The sequence below is a fragment of the Monashia sp. NPDC004114 genome, assembly GCF_053603855.1.
The window spans coordinates 24546-45514 of record NZ_JBSGGK010000016.1; the positions used below are offsets into that span (position 1 = coordinate 24546).

General features: G+C 69.5%; 20 protein-coding genes. 11 read left to right on the forward strand and 9 right to left on the reverse strand.

Features of this window, described 5'->3' with window-relative positions:
* The first annotated feature begins 111 nt into the window (after positions 1-111).
* From ACWEOW_RS18665 to ACWEOW_RS18675, 3 genes are all read left to right on the forward strand, one after another.
* Complete coding sequence (locus ACWEOW_RS18665) at positions 112-801, forward strand: VOC family protein (protein ID WP_452270734.1); 690 nt, start codon at positions 112-114, stop codon at positions 799-801.
* Positions 802-892: 91 nt separating this feature from the next.
* A complete protein-coding gene (locus tag ACWEOW_RS18670; RefSeq protein WP_452270735.1) occupies positions 893-1363 on the forward strand; it encodes a hypothetical protein in 471 nt (156 codons plus the stop codon).
* 67 nt (positions 1364-1430) lie between these two features.
* Entirely contained in the window at positions 1431-4217 is a 2787-nt protein-coding gene (locus tag ACWEOW_RS18675) for an AAA family ATPase (protein WP_452270736.1), read from the forward strand.
* Between the two features lie 82 nt (positions 4218-4299).
* Here the strand turns inward: ACWEOW_RS18675 and ACWEOW_RS18680 are convergent, their stop codons facing one another.
* Positions 4300-4881, reverse strand: coding sequence for a COG4315 family predicted lipoprotein (locus tag ACWEOW_RS18680; protein WP_452270737.1), 582 nt, complete (start codon positions 4879-4881; stop codon positions 4300-4302).
* 318 nt (positions 4882-5199) lie between these two features.
* On the opposite strand from ACWEOW_RS18680, the gene ACWEOW_RS18685 reads away from it, so the two are divergent.
* The 3 genes from ACWEOW_RS18685 to ACWEOW_RS18695 all read left to right on the forward strand — a co-directional run bounded on the left by ACWEOW_RS18685 (position 5200) and on the right by ACWEOW_RS18695 (position 9471).
* Complete coding sequence (locus ACWEOW_RS18685) at positions 5200-6144, forward strand: hypothetical protein (protein ID WP_452270738.1); 945 nt, start codon at positions 5200-5202, stop codon at positions 6142-6144.
* A 339-nt stretch (positions 6145-6483) separates the two neighbouring features.
* Positions 6484-8184: an alkaline phosphatase family protein gene (locus tag ACWEOW_RS18690; RefSeq protein ID WP_452270739.1), complete on the forward strand. Its 1701-nt coding sequence runs from the start codon at positions 6484-6486 to the stop codon at positions 8182-8184.
* Between the two features lie 117 nt (positions 8185-8301).
* On the forward strand, positions 8302-9471 hold the full coding sequence (locus ACWEOW_RS18695) for a pyridoxal phosphate-dependent aminotransferase (protein ID WP_452270740.1): 1170 nt from the start codon (positions 8302-8304) through the stop codon (positions 9469-9471).
* Between the two features lie 8 nt (positions 9472-9479).
* Here the strand turns inward: ACWEOW_RS18695 and ACWEOW_RS18700 are convergent, their stop codons facing one another.
* From ACWEOW_RS18700 to ACWEOW_RS18710, 3 genes are read right to left on the reverse strand one after another with little or no spacing between them, the layout of a single operon-like run.
* A complete protein-coding gene (locus tag ACWEOW_RS18700; RefSeq protein WP_452270741.1) occupies positions 9480-9842 on the reverse strand; it encodes a hypothetical protein in 363 nt (120 codons plus the stop codon).
* A gap of 1 nt (position 9843) precedes the next feature.
* Positions 9844-11226 carry a DUF4331 domain-containing protein gene (locus tag ACWEOW_RS18705; RefSeq protein WP_452270742.1) on the reverse strand — a complete coding sequence of 461 codons (1383 nt, stop codon included), beginning with the start codon at positions 11224-11226 and terminating at the stop codon, positions 9844-9846.
* 1 nt (position 11227) lies between these two features.
* The gene (locus tag ACWEOW_RS18710; protein WP_452270743.1) at positions 11228-11473 is read right to left on the reverse strand and encodes a hypothetical protein; all 246 of its coding nucleotides are present in this window, start codon (positions 11471-11473) and stop codon (positions 11228-11230) included.
* Positions 11474-11794: 321 nt separating this feature from the next.
* On the opposite strand from ACWEOW_RS18710, the gene sigK reads away from it, so the two are divergent.
* Positions 11795-12397, forward strand: coding sequence for an ECF RNA polymerase sigma factor SigK (gene sigK, locus ACWEOW_RS18715; RefSeq protein WP_452270744.1), 603 nt, complete (start codon positions 11795-11797; stop codon positions 12395-12397).
* Positions 12394-13293 carry an anti-sigma factor gene (locus ACWEOW_RS18720; protein WP_452270745.1) on the forward strand — a complete coding sequence of 300 codons (900 nt, stop codon included), beginning with the start codon at positions 12394-12396 and terminating at the stop codon, positions 13291-13293. The genes sigK and ACWEOW_RS18720 overlap by 4 nt, the downstream gene beginning before the upstream one ends.
* A gap of 39 nt (positions 13294-13332) precedes the next feature.
* Here the strand turns inward: ACWEOW_RS18720 and ACWEOW_RS18725 are convergent, their stop codons facing one another.
* Positions 13333-14070 carry a phosphotransferase family protein gene (locus ACWEOW_RS18725; protein ID WP_452270746.1) on the reverse strand — a complete coding sequence of 246 codons (738 nt, stop codon included), beginning with the start codon at positions 14068-14070 and terminating at the stop codon, positions 13333-13335.
* 183 nt (positions 14071-14253) lie between these two features.
* Between ACWEOW_RS18725 and ACWEOW_RS18730 the strand changes: the two genes are divergently transcribed.
* Positions 14254-15144 (forward strand): hypothetical protein, encoded by an 891-nt coding sequence (locus ACWEOW_RS18730; protein WP_452270747.1) that lies wholly within the window; start codon positions 14254-14256, stop codon positions 15142-15144.
* 103 nt (positions 15145-15247) lie between these two features.
* Here the strand turns inward: ACWEOW_RS18730 and ACWEOW_RS18735 are convergent, their stop codons facing one another.
* The 3 genes from ACWEOW_RS18735 to ACWEOW_RS18745 all read right to left on the reverse strand — a co-directional run bounded on the left by ACWEOW_RS18735 (position 15248) and on the right by ACWEOW_RS18745 (position 17854).
* Positions 15248-15646, reverse strand: a complete 399-nt coding sequence (locus ACWEOW_RS18735) for an SHOCT domain-containing protein (protein WP_452270748.1) — start codon at positions 15644-15646, stop codon at positions 15248-15250.
* A gap of 141 nt (positions 15647-15787) precedes the next feature.
* Positions 15788-16978, reverse strand: a complete 1191-nt coding sequence (locus tag ACWEOW_RS18740; RefSeq protein WP_452270749.1) for a threonine synthase — start codon at positions 16976-16978, stop codon at positions 15788-15790.
* 120 nt (positions 16979-17098) lie between these two features.
* On the reverse strand, positions 17099-17854 hold the full coding sequence (locus ACWEOW_RS18745) for a hypothetical protein (protein WP_452270750.1): 756 nt from the start codon (positions 17852-17854) through the stop codon (positions 17099-17101).
* A gap of 182 nt (positions 17855-18036) precedes the next feature.
* Between ACWEOW_RS18745 and ACWEOW_RS18750 the strand changes: the two genes are divergently transcribed.
* On the forward strand, positions 18037-19836 hold the full coding sequence (locus tag ACWEOW_RS18750) for an SLC13 family permease (protein ID WP_452270751.1): 1800 nt from the start codon (positions 18037-18039) through the stop codon (positions 19834-19836).
* Between the two features lie 116 nt (positions 19837-19952).
* Positions 19953-20252, forward strand: coding sequence for a hypothetical protein (locus ACWEOW_RS18755; RefSeq protein ID WP_452270752.1), 300 nt, complete (start codon positions 19953-19955; stop codon positions 20250-20252).
* Positions 20253-20280: 28 nt separating this feature from the next.
* Here ACWEOW_RS18755 and ACWEOW_RS18760 read toward each other — a convergent pair whose 3' ends face one another.
* Positions 20281-20940 (reverse strand): hypothetical protein, encoded by a 660-nt coding sequence (locus tag ACWEOW_RS18760; RefSeq protein ID WP_452270753.1) that lies wholly within the window; start codon positions 20938-20940, stop codon positions 20281-20283.
* Positions 20941-20969 lie beyond the last annotated feature (29 nt).

Below are 20969 nucleotides of genomic sequence, written 5' to 3' on the forward strand. Positions count from 1 at the left end.
GCGCCTATCCACCAGGTGGCCCGGGGGTGGACCAGTGTGTATCCCTGGTGTGACGCCACGATGGGATCGCCACAGTGGTGATGGAAAAGCATCAACCCAAGGAGGAAAGTCATGGACACCGCAGCGACCACCAACGAGACCACCAACGAGACCACCACGAGCCCGACTACCGGCATCGTCGACCTGAGGCTCGAAGCTGTCGTCATCCCCGTCGCGGACGCAGACCGGTCGAAGGGGTTCTTCGAGAGCCTCGGTTGGCGGCTCGATGCGGACTTCGGCTTCGACAACGGGTTCCGCGTCGTCCAGTTCACACCTCCGGGCTCGCCCAGCTCGATCCAGTTCGGCACCCGGATCACCTCCGCCGAGCCGGGCTCGGCCCAGGGCCTCTACCTCGTCGTCTCCGACGTCCAGGCGGCGCGCGACTCGCTCGCGGCCCGAGGTGTCGAGGTCAGCGAGGTCTTCCACCCGGAGGCACCCGGAGCCCAGTTCCAGCCCACGGGCTCAGACGGGCGGGCTGCAGGGCCGGCGAGCGAGCGAGCCAGCTACGGGTCCTTCGCGACCTTCAGCGACCCGGACGGGAACGGCTTCCTGCTGCAGGAGGTCACGACGAGGCTTCCCGGTCGAGTCGACCCGACTGAGACGTCCTACGCCTCCGCCACCGACCTGGAGGGCGCCCTGCGGCGCGCGGCGGCCGCCCATGGCGAGCACGAGGCCCGCATCGGCGAAGCGGACGAGAACTGGCCGAAGTGGTATGCCGCATACATGGTCGCCGAGCACGCCGGCGAGCCGCTCCCTTCCTGAGCACCCTGCACGCTTCCCCCGGTGGCGACACCACGTACGTGCCGCTACCGGGGCAACGCAACCACCCACACGACTCATCGACGGAGAAACAATGCCAACGATCCGCTTGCACCAGAACACGACCGCGACCCCCGAGCAGTTCCTGTCCGGCCTGACGGACTTCGGGCCGGGCCGCGGGCAGCTCTTCCCCAACAGCACCGATGACTATCTGGTCGTCCATGCCCTGGGTGCAACGAGCGCCGACGTCACCGAGGGCTCGAGGGGCATCTGGGAACGTCTCCTCTACGACTGGTCCGATCCCGCCCGGGTCGTCATGACGACGACGGACTCCAACCTGTGGGGTGGCGCGTCCGGCCACACGTACACCTTCACTCGGCGACCCGACGGGACCACCGATGTCGACGTCGTCGTCGTCCGAGAGGGCAAGAACCTCAAGGGCCGCCTTCTCGGACTCGTCATCGGGATCGGCGGAAAGCGCGTCCTCGGGAAGGCGCTACGGAGCACTGCCCAGGCCATCGAGGCTCGGAGCAACCAGGCGAACGGCACCGCTCACACCGCGTGACCGCGGGCGAGCGGCATACGTCGGTGAGCCGGCCGCGAACGTGAGCCGTTGCCCCTAGTGTGGCCAGATGGCAGCATCGCCGGCGCCCGTCTTCCTGGGGCGCTCGCTAGAGCGTCGTGAGCTGGACGTCGCGCTCGACCGGGTCCGGGGCGGCGAGAGCGCGGCGCTGGTCATCCGTGGTGAGGCCGGCATCGGAAAGAGCGCGCTGCTGCGGTACTGCGCCGGCCGGGCCGATGGTTTTGCCGTCAGGGAGATCGGCGGGGTCGAGTCGGAGCTGCACCTTCCCTTCGCCGCACTCCAGCAGCTCTGCGACCCCATGCTCGACGGGCTGGCATCGCTCCCGCCCCCGCAGTCCGACGCCCTGCGCGTGGCCTTCGGGCTGACCACGGGGACACCACCCGATCGCTTCATCGTGGGCTTGGGTGTCCTGGGCCTGCTGGCCGACGGCGCCGCCGAACAGCCACTCTTGGGTCTGGTCGACGACGCACAGTGGCTCGACGAAGCCTCCGCCCAGGTCCTCGGGTTCGTCGCCCGCCGCCTGCGAGCCGAGTCCGTCTTCCTGCTCTTCACGGTCCGGGAGCCAGTCGACGAACCGGTGCTCGCGGGCATCCCGGAGCTCAGTGTCAGCGGGCTCTCGACGGACGACGCCCGGGAGCTCTTGGCGGCTGCGATCCCGGGCCATCTGGACGAGCAGATCCGTGACCGTCTGATCGCCGAGACGAGCGGGAATCCCCTTGCGCTGCTTGAGGTTTCCCGCGGGATGAGCAGGGCTGAGCTGCTCGGCGGGTTCGCGTTGCCGAACGTCGGAACCACCTCGACCCAGCTTCAGGACCACTACCGGCGACGCATAGAGCAGCTGGAAGCCCCCGCGCGACAGCTGATGCTGCTCGCGGCAGCCGACCCGACCGGCGACGCCACGCTGGTGTGGCGGGCGGCGCACACGCTCGGGCTCGGACCAGACGCTGCGGCCGCGGCTGAGATCGAGGAGCTCCTCGAGATCGGCTCGGCGGTGCGGTTCCGGCACCCGCTGGTGCGCTCTGCGGCGTATGCGGCCGGGTCGGCACAGGACCGCCGGGACGCCCACCTGGCGCTGGCCGCCGCGACAGACACTCGGTCGGACCCCGAGCACCGGGTCTGGCACCTGGCCGCGGCGGCCACCGGTCCGGACCAGGCCCTGGCCGCCGAGCTCGAGCAGGCGGCCGAGCGGGCCGAGGCATGTGGCGCCGTGCCGACCGCGGCGGCGCTGCTGCAGCGTTCGTTCGGGCTGACGGCAGACCCCGGGCAACGGGCGGACCGCGCTCTGGCAGCCGCCCACGCGCACCTGGATGCCGGCGCGTTCCGCGCCGCGCGAGGGCTTTTGGCGGCGGCCGAGGCCGACGCGACGACCGATCTGCAGCTCGCTCGCGTCGAGCTGCTGGAAGGGCAGCTCGACCGGGCGTCGAACTCCGGCCGCGATGCGCCCGGTCACCTGCTGCGCGCCGCGCGGCGTCTCGAGTCCCACGACCTCAGGCTCGCCCGGAACACCTATCTCGAGGCCTGGGGCGCGGCCCTGGTTGCAGGTCCGCTCGCAACCGCCGAGGGTCAGCTGCTCGACGTGTCTCGGGCAGCGCTGACGGCCCCGCCGGCGGCGACAGGCCAGCTCCCGGCCGACCAGCTGCTCGAAGGCCTCGCGACGATGGTCACTCGGGGGGTCAGCGCCGCGGCTCCCGACCTGCGCAAGGCAGTCGACGCGTTCCTCGGCGACGAGGTCTCGCCCGACCAGTGGCTTCACTGGGGTGTTCCCGCCGCCAACGCGGCGCTCGCCCTCTGGGACCTTGACGCCTGGGATGCGCTCAGCGCTCGCAACGTCGAGCTCGCCCGGGCCTCCGGCGCGCTTTCTTCGCTGGCCGCCGCGCTGAACGTACGCCGAGTGGTGGCCCTGTGGTGCGGGGACGTCGAGGCGGCTCGCTCCCTGGGTGTCGAGGAGGAGGCGGTCAAGGAGGCGACGGGGGTGCGGAGGGCCTCGTACGGCGCCCTGTTCCTCGCGGCATACCAAGGCCGTGTCGACGAGGCCGTACCGCTGCTGGCCGAGGTCGCGGATGAGACACTCGCCCGTGGTGAGGGTCTCGGTCAGCAGATCACCGAGCGTGCCGCGGCGATCCTGCACCTGGGTCTCGGCCATTACGCCGAGGCGCTCGTCGCCGCTGAGCGTGCTGCTGCTGAGGAGCTCGGTCCGTTCACCGGACAGGCGCTCCCCGACCTCGTCGAGGCCGCCGCACGCGCCGGCAGGCATGCCCTCGCCGCCGACGCGCTACGGAGGCTGACGGCATACTCGGCGGTCGAGGGGTCCGACTGGGCCGCGGGCCTCGAAGCCCGCGCACGCGCGCTGACCAGCGAGGGCGGCGACGCCGAGCGGCACTACGAAGAGGCCGTCCAGCGCCTGAGCCGCACGAGGCTTTCGCTCGAGCTGGCCCGGACCCGGTTGCTTTACGGCGAATGGCTTCGTCGCGAGCGCCGCCGGGTCGACGCACGTGACCAGCTGCGCGCCGCGCACGATGCGTTCGACGGGATGGGCGCCGATGGGTTCGCGGCCCAGGCCCGGCGTGAGCTGCTCGCCACGGGCGAGAAAGTCCGCAGACGCGTGGTCGACCCGGCGAACGACCTCACCCCGCAGGAGGCGCACATCGCCCGGCTCGCCCGGGACGGTCGCACCAATCCCGAGATCGGCGCCGAGCTCTTCATCAGTGCCCGAACGGTCGAGTGGCATCTGCGGAAGGTGTTCGCCAAGCTCGGCATCACATCGCGCCGGGGTCTCCGAGAGGCGTTGCCCGGGGACCAGCACGCCGTCAGTCGCCTTCGCTCGCACTCCCGTTGATCGTCCCCACGAACAGCGAGGCGTCCGCGTACACCGCCCCAGCGCCCCAGCGGCTCGGCGGCTCGGCGGCTCGGCGGGCGCGTCAGGTCGCGGCGTGCATGCCGTCGAGCTGCACTGCGTACCACCTGCCGCCGTTCATCTCGACGTTGTGGCACTTCACCTCGTGCTTGCCCTCGTGCGCGTAGAAGTACAGCGGGTGGCCTGCATACGTGACCTGAGTCTTGCCGTCCGTGCGCGTCGTGGTGCCGAGCAGGCCCGCCTGCACGCCAGCGCCCGCGGCGGGAGCCCCTTCGGTCAGCACCGGTGGCCACGCGGCCGCGCACGCGTCATAGCAGGCCGGCGTGGATGTCTTCTCGACGTCGAAGGTGTAGATCGCCTGGCCCGTGCCGTCGAACAGCACCGTGCCGAACTGGCTCTCGCCTCCGGCGATCTGCGTGCCGTGCATCATCGGTGCCGATGAGGACGACGAGGAGGACGTCGACGAGTCGTGACTCATCAAGGTCTCGCCCGCGGCGGGCGTGGAGGGGTGGTTCATTGACTCGCTCGTGCTCGAACCGGCCCCGGAGGGTGAGTTGCTCGCTTTCGCGCCGCAGCCCCCGAGCAGCAGGCCGAGGAGACCTACGCAGATCAAGGCGGCACGCGTGGTTCGGCGCTGAGTTCTCATCTCCCCAGTCTTTGACCGGTCCGTGCGGGCGGCAATGGGGCCGGGCATGACGGAGTCCTTACGGATGGTTCCAGTGGAGGTTGCGCGGAGACGCCCCGGTATCAGGCGGTTCGCACACCGCGTCTGGACCACATGTCGAACAACCAACCAGCTGCCGGTACAACACCCGGCAGCGACAACCACCACGCGCCGGATGGAGTGGGACAAGCCCTGCTCGACCGGCCAGGTCCGCCATCCCAGCCGGACTCACACGAGCCTCCGAACCAGCCGTCTCGAGTCGCGTCGGCGCAGACTCCACCAGAGCACGATCAACCGACCATGCGAACCAGCGGATGGCGCGTCGAGGTCCTGGGGCGCATCGCCGAGATACTCCAGGAGGTTGACCTCGCCGAGCGGGAAACCTGCCCCGCAAAGCAGGTGAGAGACGCCATGGACGATGCTGCCGGAATCGTGTCGCGAAGCACGACGAAGCAGCGTCGACTGCGCCGCTGGTGGAGCGGAGCGGACGTGCAGGGGGCGTGGCTGGCGATTCACCGGGGGGCGGCCCTGATGCCACTTGTCGTCTCGAACAAGCGGCTCGGAACTCAGTACATCCACGCTCGCAAGCGCGCCCTGCAGTGGACCGTGCGGGAGCCCTACCAGATTGCCGTCACCGACCAGGAGCTGGTCAAGCGCATCAGCAATGGAAAAGCGACCGGCCGCGACAGAGAGCTCCTGCGGGCCATCCTTCAGGAGACCTACGCCCTCAGCGACGATACGCACCAGGCGCTACGCAGCTGGAGGAACCGCATCCTGGTGACGACGTTGGTCACCCTTGCCGCGCTCACCATCCTCCTGGCCGTCGTCGCCTTGTTCCCCACCATGCTTCCCATGTGTCCGGAGCTGGCCTCAGCCGGCACGACGGTGTGCCCGTCAGGATGGCGGGAACCAAGCGGCGGCGACGCTGCCAAGGTGGCCGTGGTCGGGATCCTCGCCGGCGGGTTCCTCGCAGCGGTATTTGCGCTGCGCAGCACGGAGCCGAGCTCGTCTGCCTACCGGATCACGCCGGCCCTCAGCTGTCTTCGTCTCTCGCTGGCGGGGCTGACCGCCGTGTTGGGCGTGCTCATCGTGCAGAGCGGGACCGTGCCCGGCATCACTGTTCTCACGTCGACCAGCCAGATCGCTCTCTACGCCGTGGCCTTCGGCTTCTCGCAGGAGGCGGTGACCAAGCTTCTCGAAGGTCGCGCCAAGGCCGTTCAGCAGGCCGTCACACCCACTGGGTAGGGCTCTCGCGGTGAGCCCCGACCCCCCTGGAACGACTCACCGCGAGTGCCTCGATAACGTTATCGACCCCGCGCCGCGGAGTGGGAGCCTCGTCTCGCGCTTCGGGCCGAGGCACCGCCTCCCCGGCTCCCACACGGAAGCGCTGCCGGCGCACACCCCAGCGCTGCCGGTGCACGCCCGAGCGCTGCCGGCGCACGCGACCCGGCAGCCTCGAGCGCCGGGCAGTCTTCGCGCAAGGTTCGTTCAGAGTTCCCCAGTCGAAGCGTCCGCTCGCCGCCGCCGATCTGCTTTGCTTGGTTCGCGTCGCCAACGCAGCTGTCCCTCTGCAAGGAGTAGTCGATGCGACTTGGAACGCGGATAGGAATTTTGGGAGCGGCGAGCGCAGCGGCGCTGACCGTCGCGATGGCGGTGCCGGGAGGTGGGGCGAACGCTCTCGCGCGCAACGATGCGCTCGGCGGCTACTCGCACCTCGTCGTGATCTACGAGGAGAACCACAGCTTCGACAACCTCTACGGTTTGTGGGGCAAGGTAGGCAACCAGAAGGTCAACGGCATCCCGCAAGCTGACCGTGGCACCACCCAGGTCGATCAGACCGGAGGGTCCATCACCTGCCTGCTCCAGAACGACAACAACCTCGTCCCCACGACGACCACCGTCAAGTGGCTCGACGGAACATCGCACCCTGGTCTGCAGTCGAAGGAGTGCTCGGGGACCACCGCCCGCGGCGCCGCATTCGACAGCCACTTCACCAGGAGCGCGCCGTTCTCGGTCAACGCCTATATCAACGCGCCGGACAAGACCTGCCCACCGCCGACCGTGTTCGCCGCGAGCGGCGTCGAGAAGGGTGACCCAGCCGGCCTGGAGGGTGGCTGCACGCGCGACATCGTGCACCGCTTCTACCAGGAGCAGTACCAGCTCGACGGCGGCAAGCAGGACCGGTACTCGACCGGCAGCGATGCGGTCGGCCTGACGCAGGGCTACTACGACACCACGCAGCTTCCGGTGTACAAGTACCTGCACCGCGCCGGCGCCCCGAACTACGTGATCGCCGACAACTTCTTCCAGTCCGCGTTCGGCGGGTCGTTCCTGAACCACCAGTTCCTCGTCGCGGCTAAGGCGCCCGTCTGGGACACGTCGCAGAAGCCGGTCCCGGCCGGAAAGAACAGCGTCATCGACGCCGCCGGGTTCCCCAACAACGGCTACCCGCTCTACGCGCCGCAGTCCGGGGTGTCCTACGTGGACGGGCCGCTGACCCAGGCGTGCGGGCAGCCGACCACCGTCGCGGGCTACGCCTGCGGCAACTCTGCCGTGAACACGATGCAACCGACCTGGGCCCCGAGCGCAGGCGGCTCCAACGTCCTGCCGGGCATCAACGACATCGACCCGAGCAAGCCCTTCTACGAGGCCAACATCGGCGACCGGCTCAGCGCCAAGGACGTCTCCTGGGCGTGGTACTCCGGCGGCTGGAACGACGCCGCGGCCGGCCATGCGGATCCGCTGTTCCAGTACCACCACCAGCCGCTCAACTACTTCCAGAACTACGCACCGGGCATGCCTGGCCGGGCGCACCTCAAGGACGAGACCGAGTTCGTCGCCGCCGCAAAGGCGGGCACGCTGCCTGCGGTGTCGTTCGTGAAGCCCATCGGCGAGGAGAACGAGCACCCCGGCTACGCGAGCACGCACAACGGCGAGAGCCACCTGGTGGACCTGCTCCAGACCATCCTCAACGGTCCCGACGGCAAGGACACGCTCGTCGTGGTCACCTACGACGAGTTCGGCGGGCAGTGGGACCACGTCGCCCCACCTGGGCAGGGGCCGACTGCCGCTGACGGTCCTTCGGACCTGTACGGGCCGGGCACCCGCATCCCGGCGCTCATCATCGGTGGCGGATTCACCCAGTCCGGCGTCGACCACCAGTCGCACGACACCACCTCGATCCTGGCCACCATCGAGCACGCTTACGGGCTCACGCCTCTCACCGCCCGCGATGCGGCCGTCACCGACCTGCGCCACGCGCTGACCGTCGGGGGCACTCGCTAGGACGGAACGGCATACGCCTGAGCTGGTCGGGCCCCGTCGTCTCGGGGTCCGACCAGCTCGTTCTCCGAGCGCCCCAAAACACGGGCAGCCTTGGCGGGACGGGTCGATAATCGCTGTGTGGGAGTGCGCCTGGAGGGAATCCCGGGCTTCGGCATCGACCGCGTAGCAGCTGCGGCCGGGTCCGATCCTGAGGTCCTCCGTCTCGAGAACTACGACACCGACATCCCGCCGCATCCCGAGGCAGTCGAGGCGACGAAAGCGGCAATGGGGCGCGACGAGGCCAACTCGTACCTACCCTTCTCGGGGCTGGACGAGATGAAGGAAGCGGTCGCCGAGCTGGTCGCGCGTCGAGGCGGCCCGCGGTACGACCCGTTCAGTGAGATCGTCATCACCGATGGTGACGGCTCCGCCATCCTGAATGGGCTTCTCGCACTGACGGATCCAGGCGACGAGGTGATCCTCACCGACCCGACCTACGCGGGCATGATGCAGCGGGTGCGGCTCGTCGGGGCCGTGCCGCGGCTGGTGCCACTCCGCGGCGACGCCAGCGGGTGGCGCCTCGACCTGGAGGCGCTCCACGCCGCCGTCTCGGATCGCACGCGCGTGCTCTTTCTCATGAACCCAGCGATCCCCTCCGGGTGGGTCGCGAACGACGAGGAGTGGGCGGCCATCACCGCCGCCTGCCGCCAGCGTGGGATCACGCTTCTCTACTGGATGCTCTGGGAGGCGATCGTCTTCGGCTCGCGTCCCGTCGTCGTCCCCTCCGGCCTGGAGGGAATGCGCGACATCACCGTGACAGCGGGCGCGGTCTCGCTCGAGCAGCGGATGATCGGATGGCGCGTCGGATGGACCGTCTCCAACGCCGAGCTCGCCCCGGTGCTCGCGAAGGTCCACATCTACAACGGGGTGGTCGCAAGCGGCTTCGGACAGGTCGGCGCCGCCGCGGCACTCCGGATCGGCGACGACGACGTCCGTGCGGCCACGGCTGAGTGGGAACGACGCCACGACGAGCTCGTGCGCCAGTGCGCCGGGCTGCCCCTGGTGCCGGCGCACGGCGGCTGGTCCGCCCTGTTCGACGCGAAGGCATGCGGACTCGACGCGTCCGAGCTTTCCAGCCGGCTCCTCGAGCAGAAGGTGGCCGCGACACCGATGACAGACGCTTGGGGGGCCATGGCCGCCGAGAAGTACGTCCGGTTCGTGTTCAGCAACGAGCCTGTCGAGCGGCTTGCACTGCTCGGCGAGCGACTGCGCGCGGCGCTCCCCCGTCGGGGACCATCGCCCGGCTAGCCAATGGCTCAGTCGGGCCACGTCGCGCGCGTCACTCCCCCTCCCGACACCGTCGCCGTCATGGCCACGGGCCCCGCCGGCAGCGGGAAGAGCTCGTAGTCACCCTCGTGAACTGACGGGTAGACGAGTGTGGGTGCCACGCCGAATGCCGTCGGGCGCGGCACGACCGCCACGTGCGGGTAGTGATGATGACCGCCTCGCTGGGTGCTGCCCGCGGGCCGGATCTCGACCTCCAGCCCGACGGTGTTGGTCGGCATCCGTACGACGAGGGCACCGACATCGCCGCCGATGTCGAGCAGCACCGCACTCCGGCCCGCGTGCGGGTTCTCCACGGCTGCAGCGAGGTTCGTCTCGTGTGATGAGGTGTCCATGTCAGGCCGCCGGTGTGCCGGGCGTGCTCTGGAAGCCGCCGGCAGGATCGGGCATGTAGGGGAACGACGGCAGCACCGCGAGGTTGGTGTTCGAGGTGCCGTCGGTGAGCAGCCCGGCGGCCGCGTCCGGTGTGAAGGTCGCATCCACGAGGGGGATCGTGGCCCCGGCCACGGCTCTGAGCTCGATCGCGACGACGTTGTCGACCAGGCGCCGCCCGTTGGGGAAGCCCGCGGGGTCGCCTCCGATGAGCCCGATCGGGTTGGGGCTCGCGCTCGGAGGGATGGCGAGGTTGAGGCGGAGCAGGTCGGCCTGAAGGGTGCCGGTGAAGTTCTGGAAGCCGGGCACGACGCCCGCGGGTATGCCGGTGAGCAGGATCGCGAGAAGGTCGGCCCGGTCTTTGCGGTACGCCGCAAGCTTCGGGAAGACGCCGGGATAGAGGACGGGGAGCAGGCGAGCCAGCTCCGGCTGAGCCACGTACTTGGCGAACTGCGAGTCGTTGCGCGGCGCCGCCGAGTTCCACCGGTCCTTGTGGGCCATCGGCGCGATGACCTCGTTGAACAGTGGGTTGCCGAGCCGCGAGACCTGCTGGAACGGCCCGACACCGACGGAGCGGCCGGCATCCGCGTCCCAGATCCGGGCGACCTGCCGGCTCGCGGTCGCCCACACGCCGATGACCGACGCGGCGTCCATCGGGTTCGTGGGGGTGTTCCCGTTGCGGCTGACGTCGGAGATCGGGACCTGGATCGCGATGGTGTGCACGTTGAGCGACTGCAGCCCGTTGACGCCAGGTGCGGCAGGCAGCGGGATGAGGTGCAGGTTCTGGAACGGCCGGAGCACCCCGAGGTCGAACACGCTGCCGAGGTCGACGAAGAACGCGTCGCCGCGCTGGCCGGCGAACACCGTCCGGCCACCACGGATCGGGTGCACGGCGGCGGCGGTGAACGTCGCCCCGTAGTTGGGTGTGCTACGCCGGCCGACGTTGACGGGCGGGCACGTCAGGCCTGAGGCGAGCTGCTCGGGCGCACGCCCTCGGGCGACTCGGGTCACCGAGTAGAACTGCGGGCGGTTCCAGTCCGGGTCGGTGATCGAGGAGATCGGTCCGGTGTTGTAGAGGAACGTCTCCGAGCTGCGGACCGTCGTGCTGAACCGGAACTGGTACGTGACGTCCGCCTGGGCGTCACCCCGGTTGCTGACCTTGATCTCGTAGAGCACGTCGTCTCCGAACTCGTAGAAGTTCGGACCGCCCTGCGGGTTCTGGAACGGGATGAAGTTGGCGACGAAGGTGACGGTTCCGGGCTTGTCGGGGCTGATGAACGCGTACACGTCGGTGTTGTCGGCGACGGGGTCCTTCGAGACCTCGGGCGCTTCGCGGTGGGACGACATGTCATCGCCTCCCGGCTGCACGCGTGAGGCGTTGCACGAGCGCTGGGTCGTGGACGACCCGCGCCTCGGTGCCGACGTAGAGCACGAGGGTTCCGGAGCCGGGGTCGCTGACGTGTGCGACGAGAGGCTCGGTGCCCGAGCGCTTCGTCGTCGACGAGACCGCGAAGGCACCGGCGGCGGGCGTGACGACGACCGTCGTGACGGCGCCGGCCCCGGCGAGGAACGAGCGGCGTGAGGGTTTTGCCATCGGGACTCCTTCGAGACAGGACCGTGCCGGCGCCCGTGGCGGCCATCCGTCGGATCGGCCGACGTGACCCATGTGCCCAGAAGCTGTTCCACGGCGCCCCGGTCGCAGGTGGTTCGGCGCGACATCCGAACCGGATTGGTGTGAAAGGCGACCCATCTGACGAGCCCGCGGCGCCGAACAACGTGCGCAACCGGCATACGCGTAGAGCACCGGTCCCGACGGACCGCCACGACCGTCGCCGGTGGGCTCAGCTCGCCTTTCGAACGGCCCTTCTGGCGGTTCCTCGGCGCGGCTTGACCGGTCGAGCGAGAGGATGAAGCCGTGGCACGTTTCTCCGTGGCTCCCGCCGGCGATGACTCGCCGGAGGAGGCTGCGCGCGCCCCGGAGCTGGAGCGGCTGCTGCGCCGGTCGGCGCAGGGCGACGAGCCGGCATTCGGACGGCTTTACGACCTGGTCGCGGCACGGGTCTATGGCCTGGTCCGGCGCGTGGTGCGCGACCCCGCCCAGTCCGAGGAGGTCACGCAGGACGTCTTCCTCGAGATCTGGCGGCACAGTGCCCGCTTCGATGCGACCAAGGGCAGCGCGCTGTCCTGGATGCTGACCATCGCGCATCGCAAGTCCGTCGACCGGGTGCGGTCCGCCGAGGCGGCGCGCGAACGCGACGAGAGCTACGGCGCCGCGAACCAGGACGTCGGCCACGACTCCACCGCTGAGCTGGCGGTCGAGCGACTGGACGCCCAGCGAGTGCGTCAGGCCCTCGACACACTCACGGACACCCAGCGGGGTGCGCTCGAGCTCGCCTATCTCTCCGGCTACACCCACACCGAGGTGGCGGCGATACTCGACCTGCCGCTCGGCACCGCCAAGACGCGGATCCGGGATGGGCTCATCAGATTACGAGACACGTTGGGGGTGACGACATGAGCGACGACCTGAGCGACGACATCCACGCGCTGTCCGGGGCGTATGCCGTCGATGCCCTCGACGACGTCGAGCGCGCACGGTTCGAGCGTCACCTGTCCGGCTGCTCGGCCTGCCAGGCCGAGGTCGCCGGCCTCGCCGCGGCTGCCGGCGAGCTCGCGGTGGTGGCCGAGCACGCTCCGCCACCGGGCCTGCGCGCCAAGGTCCTGGCAGACATCGCGCTGGTGCGACCGCTGCCACCGCTCGCGTCGTCCGCGATGTCACCCGGGTCACCCGACCGGCCTCAGTCCTCCGACCGGCCCGAGCCCACCGACCGGCCCGAGCCTGATGACGGGCCCGAGCCTGATGACGGGCCCGAGCCTGATGACGGGCCCGAGCCTGATGACAGGCCCGAGGCTCCCGCAGCCGGGACCGCCGAGGAGGCGCCGATCGGGGATGAGCTGCGGGCACGCCGCAAGCGCCGGCTGTGGCGTGGCCTCGTCGCCGCCTCGGTCGCACTCCTTCTCGCGATCGGCGGGTTCACGATCTGGCGCGCGACGACGGGCCAACCGGGCCAGAGCGTGGCCGACCAGGTGCTCGCAGCGCCGGACGCGACCCGGACCACCAAGCGGTTCCCCGACGGGTCGACGGCGACGGTCGTCCGCTCCGACGAGCTGGGCAAGGCCGTCCTCGTCACGTCCGGGATGGCGGCGCCCCCGAGCGGCAAGGTCTACCAGCTCTGGCTGCAGGACCCGAACGGCCACTTCGCCTCCGCCGGGCTCATGCCGCCCGGATCCGACCAGGTCGTCGTGCTCGACGGCGACGCCCGCGCGGCGACCGGCGCCGGCATCACCGTCGAACCGGCCGGCGGCTCGAGCCAGCCGACCACCACCCCGATCGCCCTGTTCGCCTTCACCTGACGCGGCGCAGGCGGCATACTCGGCACGCGTTGCGAAGCCTCACAGCTGAGCCTTCAGCACGTCGACCTCGCAGCCCGGGGCGGAGGGGTCGAACCCGTGCTCGACAAGCCAGCGGATGGCCGTCAGGCTGCGCAGCGACCACCAGGCGCGGATCACGTCGAGGTCGACGTCTGCGCCGTAGCCGGCGACGACGTCGCCGAGGTGTTCCGGGTGTCCGAGCGTCAGGCTCGCGAGGTCGTACATCGCATCGCCTCGACCCGCCTCGGACCAGTCGAGCACGCCGGTGATCTCGTCACCGTCGACGAACACATGGGCCACCTGCAGGTCGCCGTGCATGAACACCGGTGCCCACGGTCGGAGCGCAGCCTCGGCAACCTGGCGGTTGCGTGAGACGAGATCTGCGGGAAGGACGTCGTTCGCCAGGAGCCAGGTGCATTCGCTGTCCAGGCTCGATGCCTTCTCCTCGAGGCTCGCCCCGGACCATGGAGGCAGCGGCGCATCGTGCAGCATCCGCACCGTCGCACCCGCCGCGGCCCATGCCGCCGCCGACGCGGTCGACGGCTCACCGAGCCGGCCGAGGGCCGTTCCGGGGAGCGCGTCGAGCGCGAGCACGGGCGGCTCGCGCCACAGGACCTTCGGAACCGGGACGGGCGCCATCGTCATCGCCTCGACCTCGACATCGGTGCGACTCTGGTCTGCGTCGATCTTGAGGAACACCTCGCCGACACGGACGGTCGCCCGCTCGTGATGGGCGACAACGATCTCGATCTGGTCCACGCCGGCCAGTTTCGCGCAAGGGCCACGACGCCCCCACCGAATTTGTCGCCTGCCGCCGACTCGGGCAGCCCGAGTCTGGCGACGCGACGGTGTATCTACGCACGTCGGTTCGCGTCATATTCGTGGGCACCCCCGGCCGGCGCGGTGCTCGAGGTTCCGATGGACAGCTCGAAGGAGAGCGCCATGAAGATGCCAACAACTGACACGTTCGAGCGGCCGCCCGCTGGGACGCCGAAGGACGAGCCTCCAATGCTCTTCCTCCACTCCTACCTCGCGATTCGCACCGCAGTGGGGGTCATCGGGATCCTGCTCCCGATCGTTCTCGCGCTCGGGGACTGGTTCTTCGTGAGCGCCGGGATCGGCGCCAAGGGCCTGCCTCCGGTGGACAAAGCCACCAGTGGCTGGGACCTGCTGCACCTGCGCGGGTCGATCAGCGCGTACTACCACACCGGGGTGGGCGACTACTTCGTCGCCGGTCTGGCGGTCGTCGGGGCCCTGCTCATCCTGTACCTGGCCGGGCAGTGGGCCAAATGGGACTTCTGGCTCAGCCTGGGAGCCGGCATCGCCCTCCTTGGTGTCGTCTTCTTCCCGACCGCGCGTCCCGGCAAGACAATCCCGACCGGGGACTTTGTCCCGGTCCTGGCGTGCGGGGACAAGCCGACCCCGACCGACTGCTCACCGATCCAGACCTACTTCGGCGAGACGGTGACAGCCAGCATCCACTTCGGCTGCGCGGTCATCTTCATCAGCCTGCTCGCAGCGATCTCGTTCGTCTTCGCAAAGCGCATGAAGACGTACGAGGAGAAGAACAAGTACCGCTACGTCCAGACCACCTGTGGATGGCTCATCATCGCCGCCATTGCGTGGGTCGCGATCGGGCACTGGTTGAACTTCGACATCGCCGGCCTGACCCCGCTCTATGTCGGTGAGCTCGTGTCAGTCTGGGCCTTCGGGACGTCATGGCTTTTCAAGGGGCTGTCCCTACGGGCGCTCCTGTCCCCTCGCACGCACGTCGTCCCGCCGCCCGAGCCGACATCGCAAGACCCGGAATCCGCCGCCCCTGCACTGCACTAGTGAGCCGCCCGTGACGGCCTGGGGCAGCCCAGGGGTGTCACTGAAGCGCCCCGCACCAGTTCCCTTGTGCGAGAACGGTTCGGGGCGCTTCCGTGAGCGCGGATCAGGCGGTGCCGAGGGCCTGCGACTTGAGCTGGTCGAACTCCGCCTGGGTGATAGAACCGTCGTCGAGCAGCTTCTTGGCCGACGCGATCTGGTCAACACTCGATCCGCCCCCGCTCGTGGCGACCACGGAGCGCACGTACTCCTCCTGCTGGGCGCGCAGCTGCTGCTGCTGTTCCATGGAGCGCTTGGTCATGCCGCCACCGCGGGCGATCAGGTATACGAACACGCCGAGGAACGGCACCAGGATGATGAAGATGATCCAGATCGTCTTTGCTCCGCCGCCCATGTCGTCGCTACGGAAGATGTCTGCGAACACATAGAACACGCACATGATCCACGCGAAGAAGAGGAAGAACTCGAACATCGCGAGCAGAAACGACCCGTTGTCGTTGAACATCTGACTGCCTTCCGGTGTGGTGAGTGTTGACGAGGTGTCTCAACAGCGACACGTGGGCCTCCGCCGAGCCCCGACTCGCCAACGTGCGTGATCATTCGACCGCATCCGGCGTCCCCACGCTTCACCCCAATCGGGGGGTTCTCAGGGCTTCGCAGCCGCCGGGACCTTCGCCGGGCCGGTCTTCAGGCCGCTGCCGCACAAGGGGACCACGACCTCGCCGGTGCGAAGCGCCACGATGGCGTCCTCGTCGGGACCGGTCGTGCCTGTCGCGGAACGCGCCCGGTCGAGGGCCGCGTAGCAGACGGCGGACGTCGGTTCGACGAAAAGACCCTGCGCCGCGAGATCGGCCTGAGCGACAAGGACCTGGTCGTCGTCGACCGTGACGATCGTCCCCCCGCTGTCGCGGACCGCGGCGAGAATCTGCGCGCCGCGCGGTGGTGCGGTGATGGCGATGCCTTCGGCCACGGTCGGGCGCGTCGGGACCGGGGAGACGTCTCCACGCCCTGCCGACCATGCGACCGCGAGCGGCGCGCATGCGCTGGCCTGGACGGCCACGATCCGTGGGACCCGCTCGATGAGCCCGTGGTGGTGCAGCTCGGCAAACGCGAGCGCGCAGCCGAGCACGAGGGTCCCGTTGCCCACGGGCACCATGACCACGTCCGGCGCGCGGCGGCCGAGCTGCTCCCAGATCTCGTACCCATACGTCTTGACGCCATGGACGAAGTAGGGGTGGTAGACGTGGCTGGCATAGAGCACACCTGGCTCGCCAGCCGCCTCGAGTGCGGCAGCCGCGGTCGCTGCCCGGTCGCCGTCCACGAGGACGACCTGGGCGCCGTGCGCGTACAGCTGGGCCAGCTTGCCGGGAGAGGTGGCGCCGGGGACGAAGACCCGGACGGGCACACCGGCACGAGCGAAATATGCCGCCGCGGCCGTGCCGGCGTTGCCGCTGGAGTCGACGATCGCGCTCCGGACACCGAGGCGCCTGGCAGTGGTCGCCAGGACGACGGCGCCACGATCCTTGAACGAGGAGGTCGGCATCAGGAAGTCACACTTGAGGGACACGTCCTGGTGGGCGAGCGACGGCACGAGCGGCGTGAACCCCTCCCCCAGTGACACCTGCGCGTCGAAGGGGACCGGCATGGTGCTCGCGTAGCGCCACATGGAGCTCGGGCCTGCCGCCAGTCCCGCCAGGTCAAGTCGCGTGCCGAACGGCGCCGCATCGAGCACGCCTCCGCACGCGCACCTCCACTGCAGTGAGGCAGCCGGGTACGTCGTGTCGCATGCGCTGCACACGAGGTCGGGCAGCACCTGCCGGTCGGTCTGGACCCCCATGTGCGGCAGTCAAACACGGATCCATCGAGAGCGTCAGGAGGCACGAGCGCACGCAACGGTTGGGGCGACTCGTGCCTTCTGACCAGACGGATGAGCGTTCCGTCACAAACGTGGCGAGGACTAGGGATTCGCCACCTTCAGCTTGTTGCTCAGTTCAGTGACTTCGGCCTGGAGCGCGCGAACTTCGTTGAGAAGCGTCGCCAAGCTGGTATTGGCGCTGATGGCTTCACGTGTGCCACGCTCCAGCCAGCTGCTGGCCTTCGATGCGCCGCCGGTGACGCTGTTGGTCACCGCGACCGTCCACGTGTCTTCGGAGATCTGCGCGATGGCGTTGAGAATCGCCTTCTGCTGCTCTGGTGTCATGACGTTGTCCTTTTCATATGCCGCCCACGTCATGGAGACATGGTCGCGGTTGCCGGTGTCTGGGCCCGCGCTCTCGCCGGAGAGGCCGTTGCGGTTGTCCTTGTAGGCAGTGACCTGGCCCTGGGCTGAGTCCGCAAGCGGGTCAGCGTCGATCCGGACCACGTGGATGTGCCGCTGCCACTTGTCCGGGATGGCCTCGCGGAACCACGCCGCCGAGCCGAGGCTTCTGGCGAGCGTCTCCAGCGTTCGGGCCTGCACGTCGTTCAGGTGCTCGGCATCGAGGTCCACGACCCCGGCTCGGGTGTGGGTGAAACCTGAGTCAGGGTCCCGAAACAGCTCTTCCGTGCTGCCATCGGGTTTCCGAACCGTCACGCCCTGGAAGCTGCCCGCCTTGCGGATGGGCCGGACGAGAATGTCGGGCCCGGTGATCCGGGCCAGCTCTTCGAGCATGTCCACGGTCGTTGCGTCGGTCCAGATCCCCCTGAACCCCACCACGTCGAATACGGCGACCATCTGGTGTCCTCCTGTGTGAGGCTGGCCTCGAGGCAGGGGCGCCCCACGGGGCCAGGCACCAATACAGATGCACGGCGACCGCGAGCAGATACACCATCCGGGGTCGACGCCGCCGGGGACAGCGGGCACACTGAGCGGCAGGACTCGGGCGGGACGTCCGACTGTCAGCAGCCGGAGGACCCGTGAGCGACGCGACCTGGAGCCTGGTGGTTCTGGCGGTGACGGTCGCGCTGTTCATCTGGAACCGGTTGTCGGTCGGCCTGGTTGCGGTGATGAGCGCGTTGGCGCTCTACGTGACCGGCGTCGTGGACGCCACCACTGCGGTGTCCGGCTTCGGCGACCCCGTCGTCGTGTTCATCGCGTGCCTGTTCGTCGTGGCCGCAGGGCTCGAGACCGCGGGCGTCACCGCGTGGGCCGGACGCGCGTTGGTGCGCCGGGCCGGCTCCGGACGCACGATCCTGATGATCTCGTTCATGCTGCTGGCCGCGGTGTTCTCGGCCTTCGTGACGCCCAACGGCTCGGCAGCGGCGATGCTGCCGGTCGTGGTCCTGGGGGCACGGCATACGGAGCTGTCGCCGTCACGCCTGCTGATGCCGCTGTCGTTCGCGGCCATCGCCGGCGCGCTGCTCCTGCTGTCGGGCGGCCCGACGAACGTCATCGTGTCGGATGCCCTCGTCGCCGCGACCGGCCAGAGCTTCGGCTTCTTCGAGTTCGGTCTCATGGGCGTGCCGCTGCTCATCGTGACGATCGCGGTGAGCGTGCTCTTCGGAGAGCGTCTGCTGCCGCACCGCAAGCCGGAAGAAACCGTGGCCGACGTGTCCGACCATCTCGAGACACTGCTCGAGCACTACCGCCTCGAGGAGGGCTTCACCCGCGTCCGGGTGCGTCCGGGCTCTGGCTTCGCCGGGACGCCCCCGGACCAGATCGCCGTGCCCGACGGGCTCACCGTCGTGGGAGTGCAGCACGCCGACGGGGCTCCCGGCGACGTCGGCGAGGTCGTGCGCGCCGGTGACGTCGTGGTCGTCAGCGGCGACACCTCGGATGTCGCGCAGCTCGTCGCCTCCGGAGACGTCGAGGTCGTCGCGACCCCGCTCACCAGGCAGACCAGAGAGGCGCTGCTGGGCCGCGAGGCCGGTGTGGCCGAGGTGGTCGTGCCGCCGCGATCGGCTTTCATCGGGCAGCGCGTCTTCCCAGGGCAGGTGCGCTCGGGGCTGACGGTACTGGCCGTCCGCCGCTTGGGGCGCGACCGAGGCCCACAGGCCACCAACGCCGCCGAAGGCGACCTGCTCCTGCTGCACGGACCGTGGGCTGCGGTCTCGGCGCTCGCGAAGGACCACGACGTGCTCCTCGTGACCGATCCCGACCTGGTGCGTCAGCAGAACGCCCCGCTCGGTGGGCCGGCCTGGCGGGCCCTCGGCGTCCTCGCCGTCACGGTCGCCCTGCTGGCGACGGGCGTCACGACTCCCGCGATCGCGGGACTCGTCGGGGCCGGGGGCATGGTGCTGACGGGTGTCCTCACGCCGCAGCAGCTCTACCGTGCGGTCTCGTGGCAGACCGTCGTGCTCATCGGTGGGCTCATCCCGATGTCGGTGGCGATCACGACCAGCGGCGCCGCCGACATCGTCGCGGGACACATCGTGGACCTCGTGGAAGGTGGAGGGCCGCGGCTGCTCCTGGCGGCACTGTTCGTCCTCACGCTCGCGCTCGGGCAGGTGATCTCGAACACCGCGACCGTGCTGGTGATCACGCCGATCGCGCTGGCTGCCGCCCACGATGTCGGCATCGCCGCCGCCCCGGTGCTCATGCTCGTGGTCGTGGCGGGCACGACGTCGTTCCTCACTCCGATAGCGACACCGGCCAACATGATCGTCATGGGCCCGGCCGGCTACCGGTTCGGCGACTACTGGAAGCTCGGTCTCGCCACGACCGTCGGCTGGTTCGTCATCGCGATCACGCTCATCCCGGTCTTCTGGCCCACCTGAGCCCTTGGCGATGTGAGCGATGTGGGCGACGTGGGCGAGGAAGGCGAGCCCGACGCCGACCTCCAGTCGTTGGGACAGGTGCGCGGGTGATCTGCTCGTAAGGGAGGATGGCGCACATGGCCAAGCCCCATGCTGGCCCCCGGTTCTTCAAGCGACGCGGCCACGAGCTCACCGTCAAAGACTCCGAGGGTGTCAAGCACCAAGCCCACCTGGAGCGAGTGGATGCCGACTCCGGGCAGCCCGTCACTCAGGACGACGGCGCGTTCGCGTTCGGCTACTGCAAGAGCTGCGACTGGACCGGCCCAGCGCGGCGGGCTCGCGACAAGGCTCGCCGGGACGCGAAATCGCACATGGACGAGTGCCCCGAGGGCAAGGGCAAGATCCGCATCGGCATCAGCGAGGGCGACCCTCGATAAGCCCGCGCATCGTATGCCGCACGCGCACCTAAGGTGAGCCGGTCCGCCCGTGGCCGGTGGAGCTCTGGTCAGTGCTGTTCGCGGTGCCCCTGGGCGTGGGCTCGCCGCCGGGGCGGCTCACCAGACGTGTGTGGATCTCGTGGATGCGCGCATGCAGCACCTCCTGGCGGGCCAGGTGCTCACGATGGAGCTCGGCGATGATCTCCTTGGTCGGCTTCCCGCCCATGAAGTCCGGGTGGTGGCGCCAGCAGAGGTAGAACTGCCCGCCGGCAGCGGGATGGTTTCCGACGCGCCAGCAGCCTGGATGGTGGCAGTTGTACTTCTTGACCAGCTGGTAGACCCCCGTGCTGACCGCACCGATCAGGGTCAGCTCGGCGATGTCGGACCCGATGCCGGACCAGAACCCGTAGTAGGGCCCGGTGAGGTCGGTCAGTCCGGTGTGGACGGCCAGCCAGCTGTCGACGTCTGTCGCGTGGACGATCCACACCATGGCGACGCCCAGCAGGGTCACGGCGATGGCGATCAGGGCCCCGAGACGAAGCCTTCTCTGGCGCCCGAAGATGACTCGCTCTTGAGCCGGCGCTGCTGCCGGCAGTGCGAGCCGGTCGGACGACGCGTCCGGCCCGGCCGAGGCTGAGGCGCCTTCCGCCGGTGGCGGCGGCGAGGGTGCAGGACTGTTCGTGGACATGGCTCCCACAGACGAAGATGCGATGAGGC

Excerpts from the sequence above, each read along its gene's own strand:
- ACWEOW_RS18745 (WP_452270750.1), bottom strand. The coding sequence starts at position 17,854 with ATGGTCGCCGTATTCGACGTGGTGGGGTTCAGGGGGATCTGGACCGAC.
- ACWEOW_RS18685 (WP_452270738.1), top strand. The coding sequence starts at position 5,200 with ATGCGAACCAGCGGATGGCGCGTCGAGGTCCTGGGGCGCATCGCCGAG.
- ACWEOW_RS18720 (WP_452270745.1), top strand. The coding sequence starts at position 12,394 with ATGAGCGACGACCTGAGCGACGACATCCACGCGCTGTCCGGGGCGTAT.
- ACWEOW_RS18675 (WP_452270736.1), top strand. The coding sequence starts at position 1,431 with ATGGCAGCATCGCCGGCGCCCGTCTTCCTGGGGCGCTCGCTAGAGCGT.
- ACWEOW_RS18755 (WP_452270752.1), top strand. The coding sequence starts at position 19,953 with ATGGCCAAGCCCCATGCTGGCCCCCGGTTCTTCAAGCGACGCGGCCAC.
- ACWEOW_RS18670 (WP_452270735.1), top strand. The coding sequence starts at position 893 with ATGCCAACGATCCGCTTGCACCAGAACACGACCGCGACCCCCGAGCAG.
- ACWEOW_RS18705 (WP_452270742.1), bottom strand. The coding sequence starts at position 11,226 with ATGTCGTCCCACCGCGAAGCGCCCGAGGTCTCGAAGGACCCCGTCGCC.
- ACWEOW_RS18740 (WP_452270749.1), bottom strand. The coding sequence starts at position 16,978 with ATGGGGGTCCAGACCGACCGGCAGGTGCTGCCCGACCTCGTGTGCAGC.
- ACWEOW_RS18680 (WP_452270737.1), bottom strand. The coding sequence starts at position 4,881 with ATGAGAACTCAGCGCCGAACCACGCGTGCCGCCTTGATCTGCGTAGGT.
- ACWEOW_RS18665 (WP_452270734.1), top strand. The coding sequence starts at position 112 with ATGGACACCGCAGCGACCACCAACGAGACCACCAACGAGACCACCACG.
- ACWEOW_RS18700 (WP_452270741.1), bottom strand. The coding sequence starts at position 9,842 with ATGGACACCTCATCACACGAGACGAACCTCGCTGCAGCCGTGGAGAAC.
- ACWEOW_RS18730 (WP_452270747.1), top strand. The coding sequence starts at position 14,254 with ATGAAGATGCCAACAACTGACACGTTCGAGCGGCCGCCCGCTGGGACG.
- ACWEOW_RS18735 (WP_452270748.1), bottom strand. The coding sequence starts at position 15,646 with ATGTTCAACGACAACGGGTCGTTTCTGCTCGCGATGTTCGAGTTCTTC.
- ACWEOW_RS18760 (WP_452270753.1), bottom strand. The coding sequence starts at position 20,940 with ATGTCCACGAACAGTCCTGCACCCTCGCCGCCGCCACCGGCGGAAGGC.
- ACWEOW_RS18690 (WP_452270739.1), top strand. The coding sequence starts at position 6,484 with ATGCGACTTGGAACGCGGATAGGAATTTTGGGAGCGGCGAGCGCAGCG.
- ACWEOW_RS18710 (WP_452270743.1), bottom strand. The coding sequence starts at position 11,473 with ATGGCAAAACCCTCACGCCGCTCGTTCCTCGCCGGGGCCGGCGCCGTC.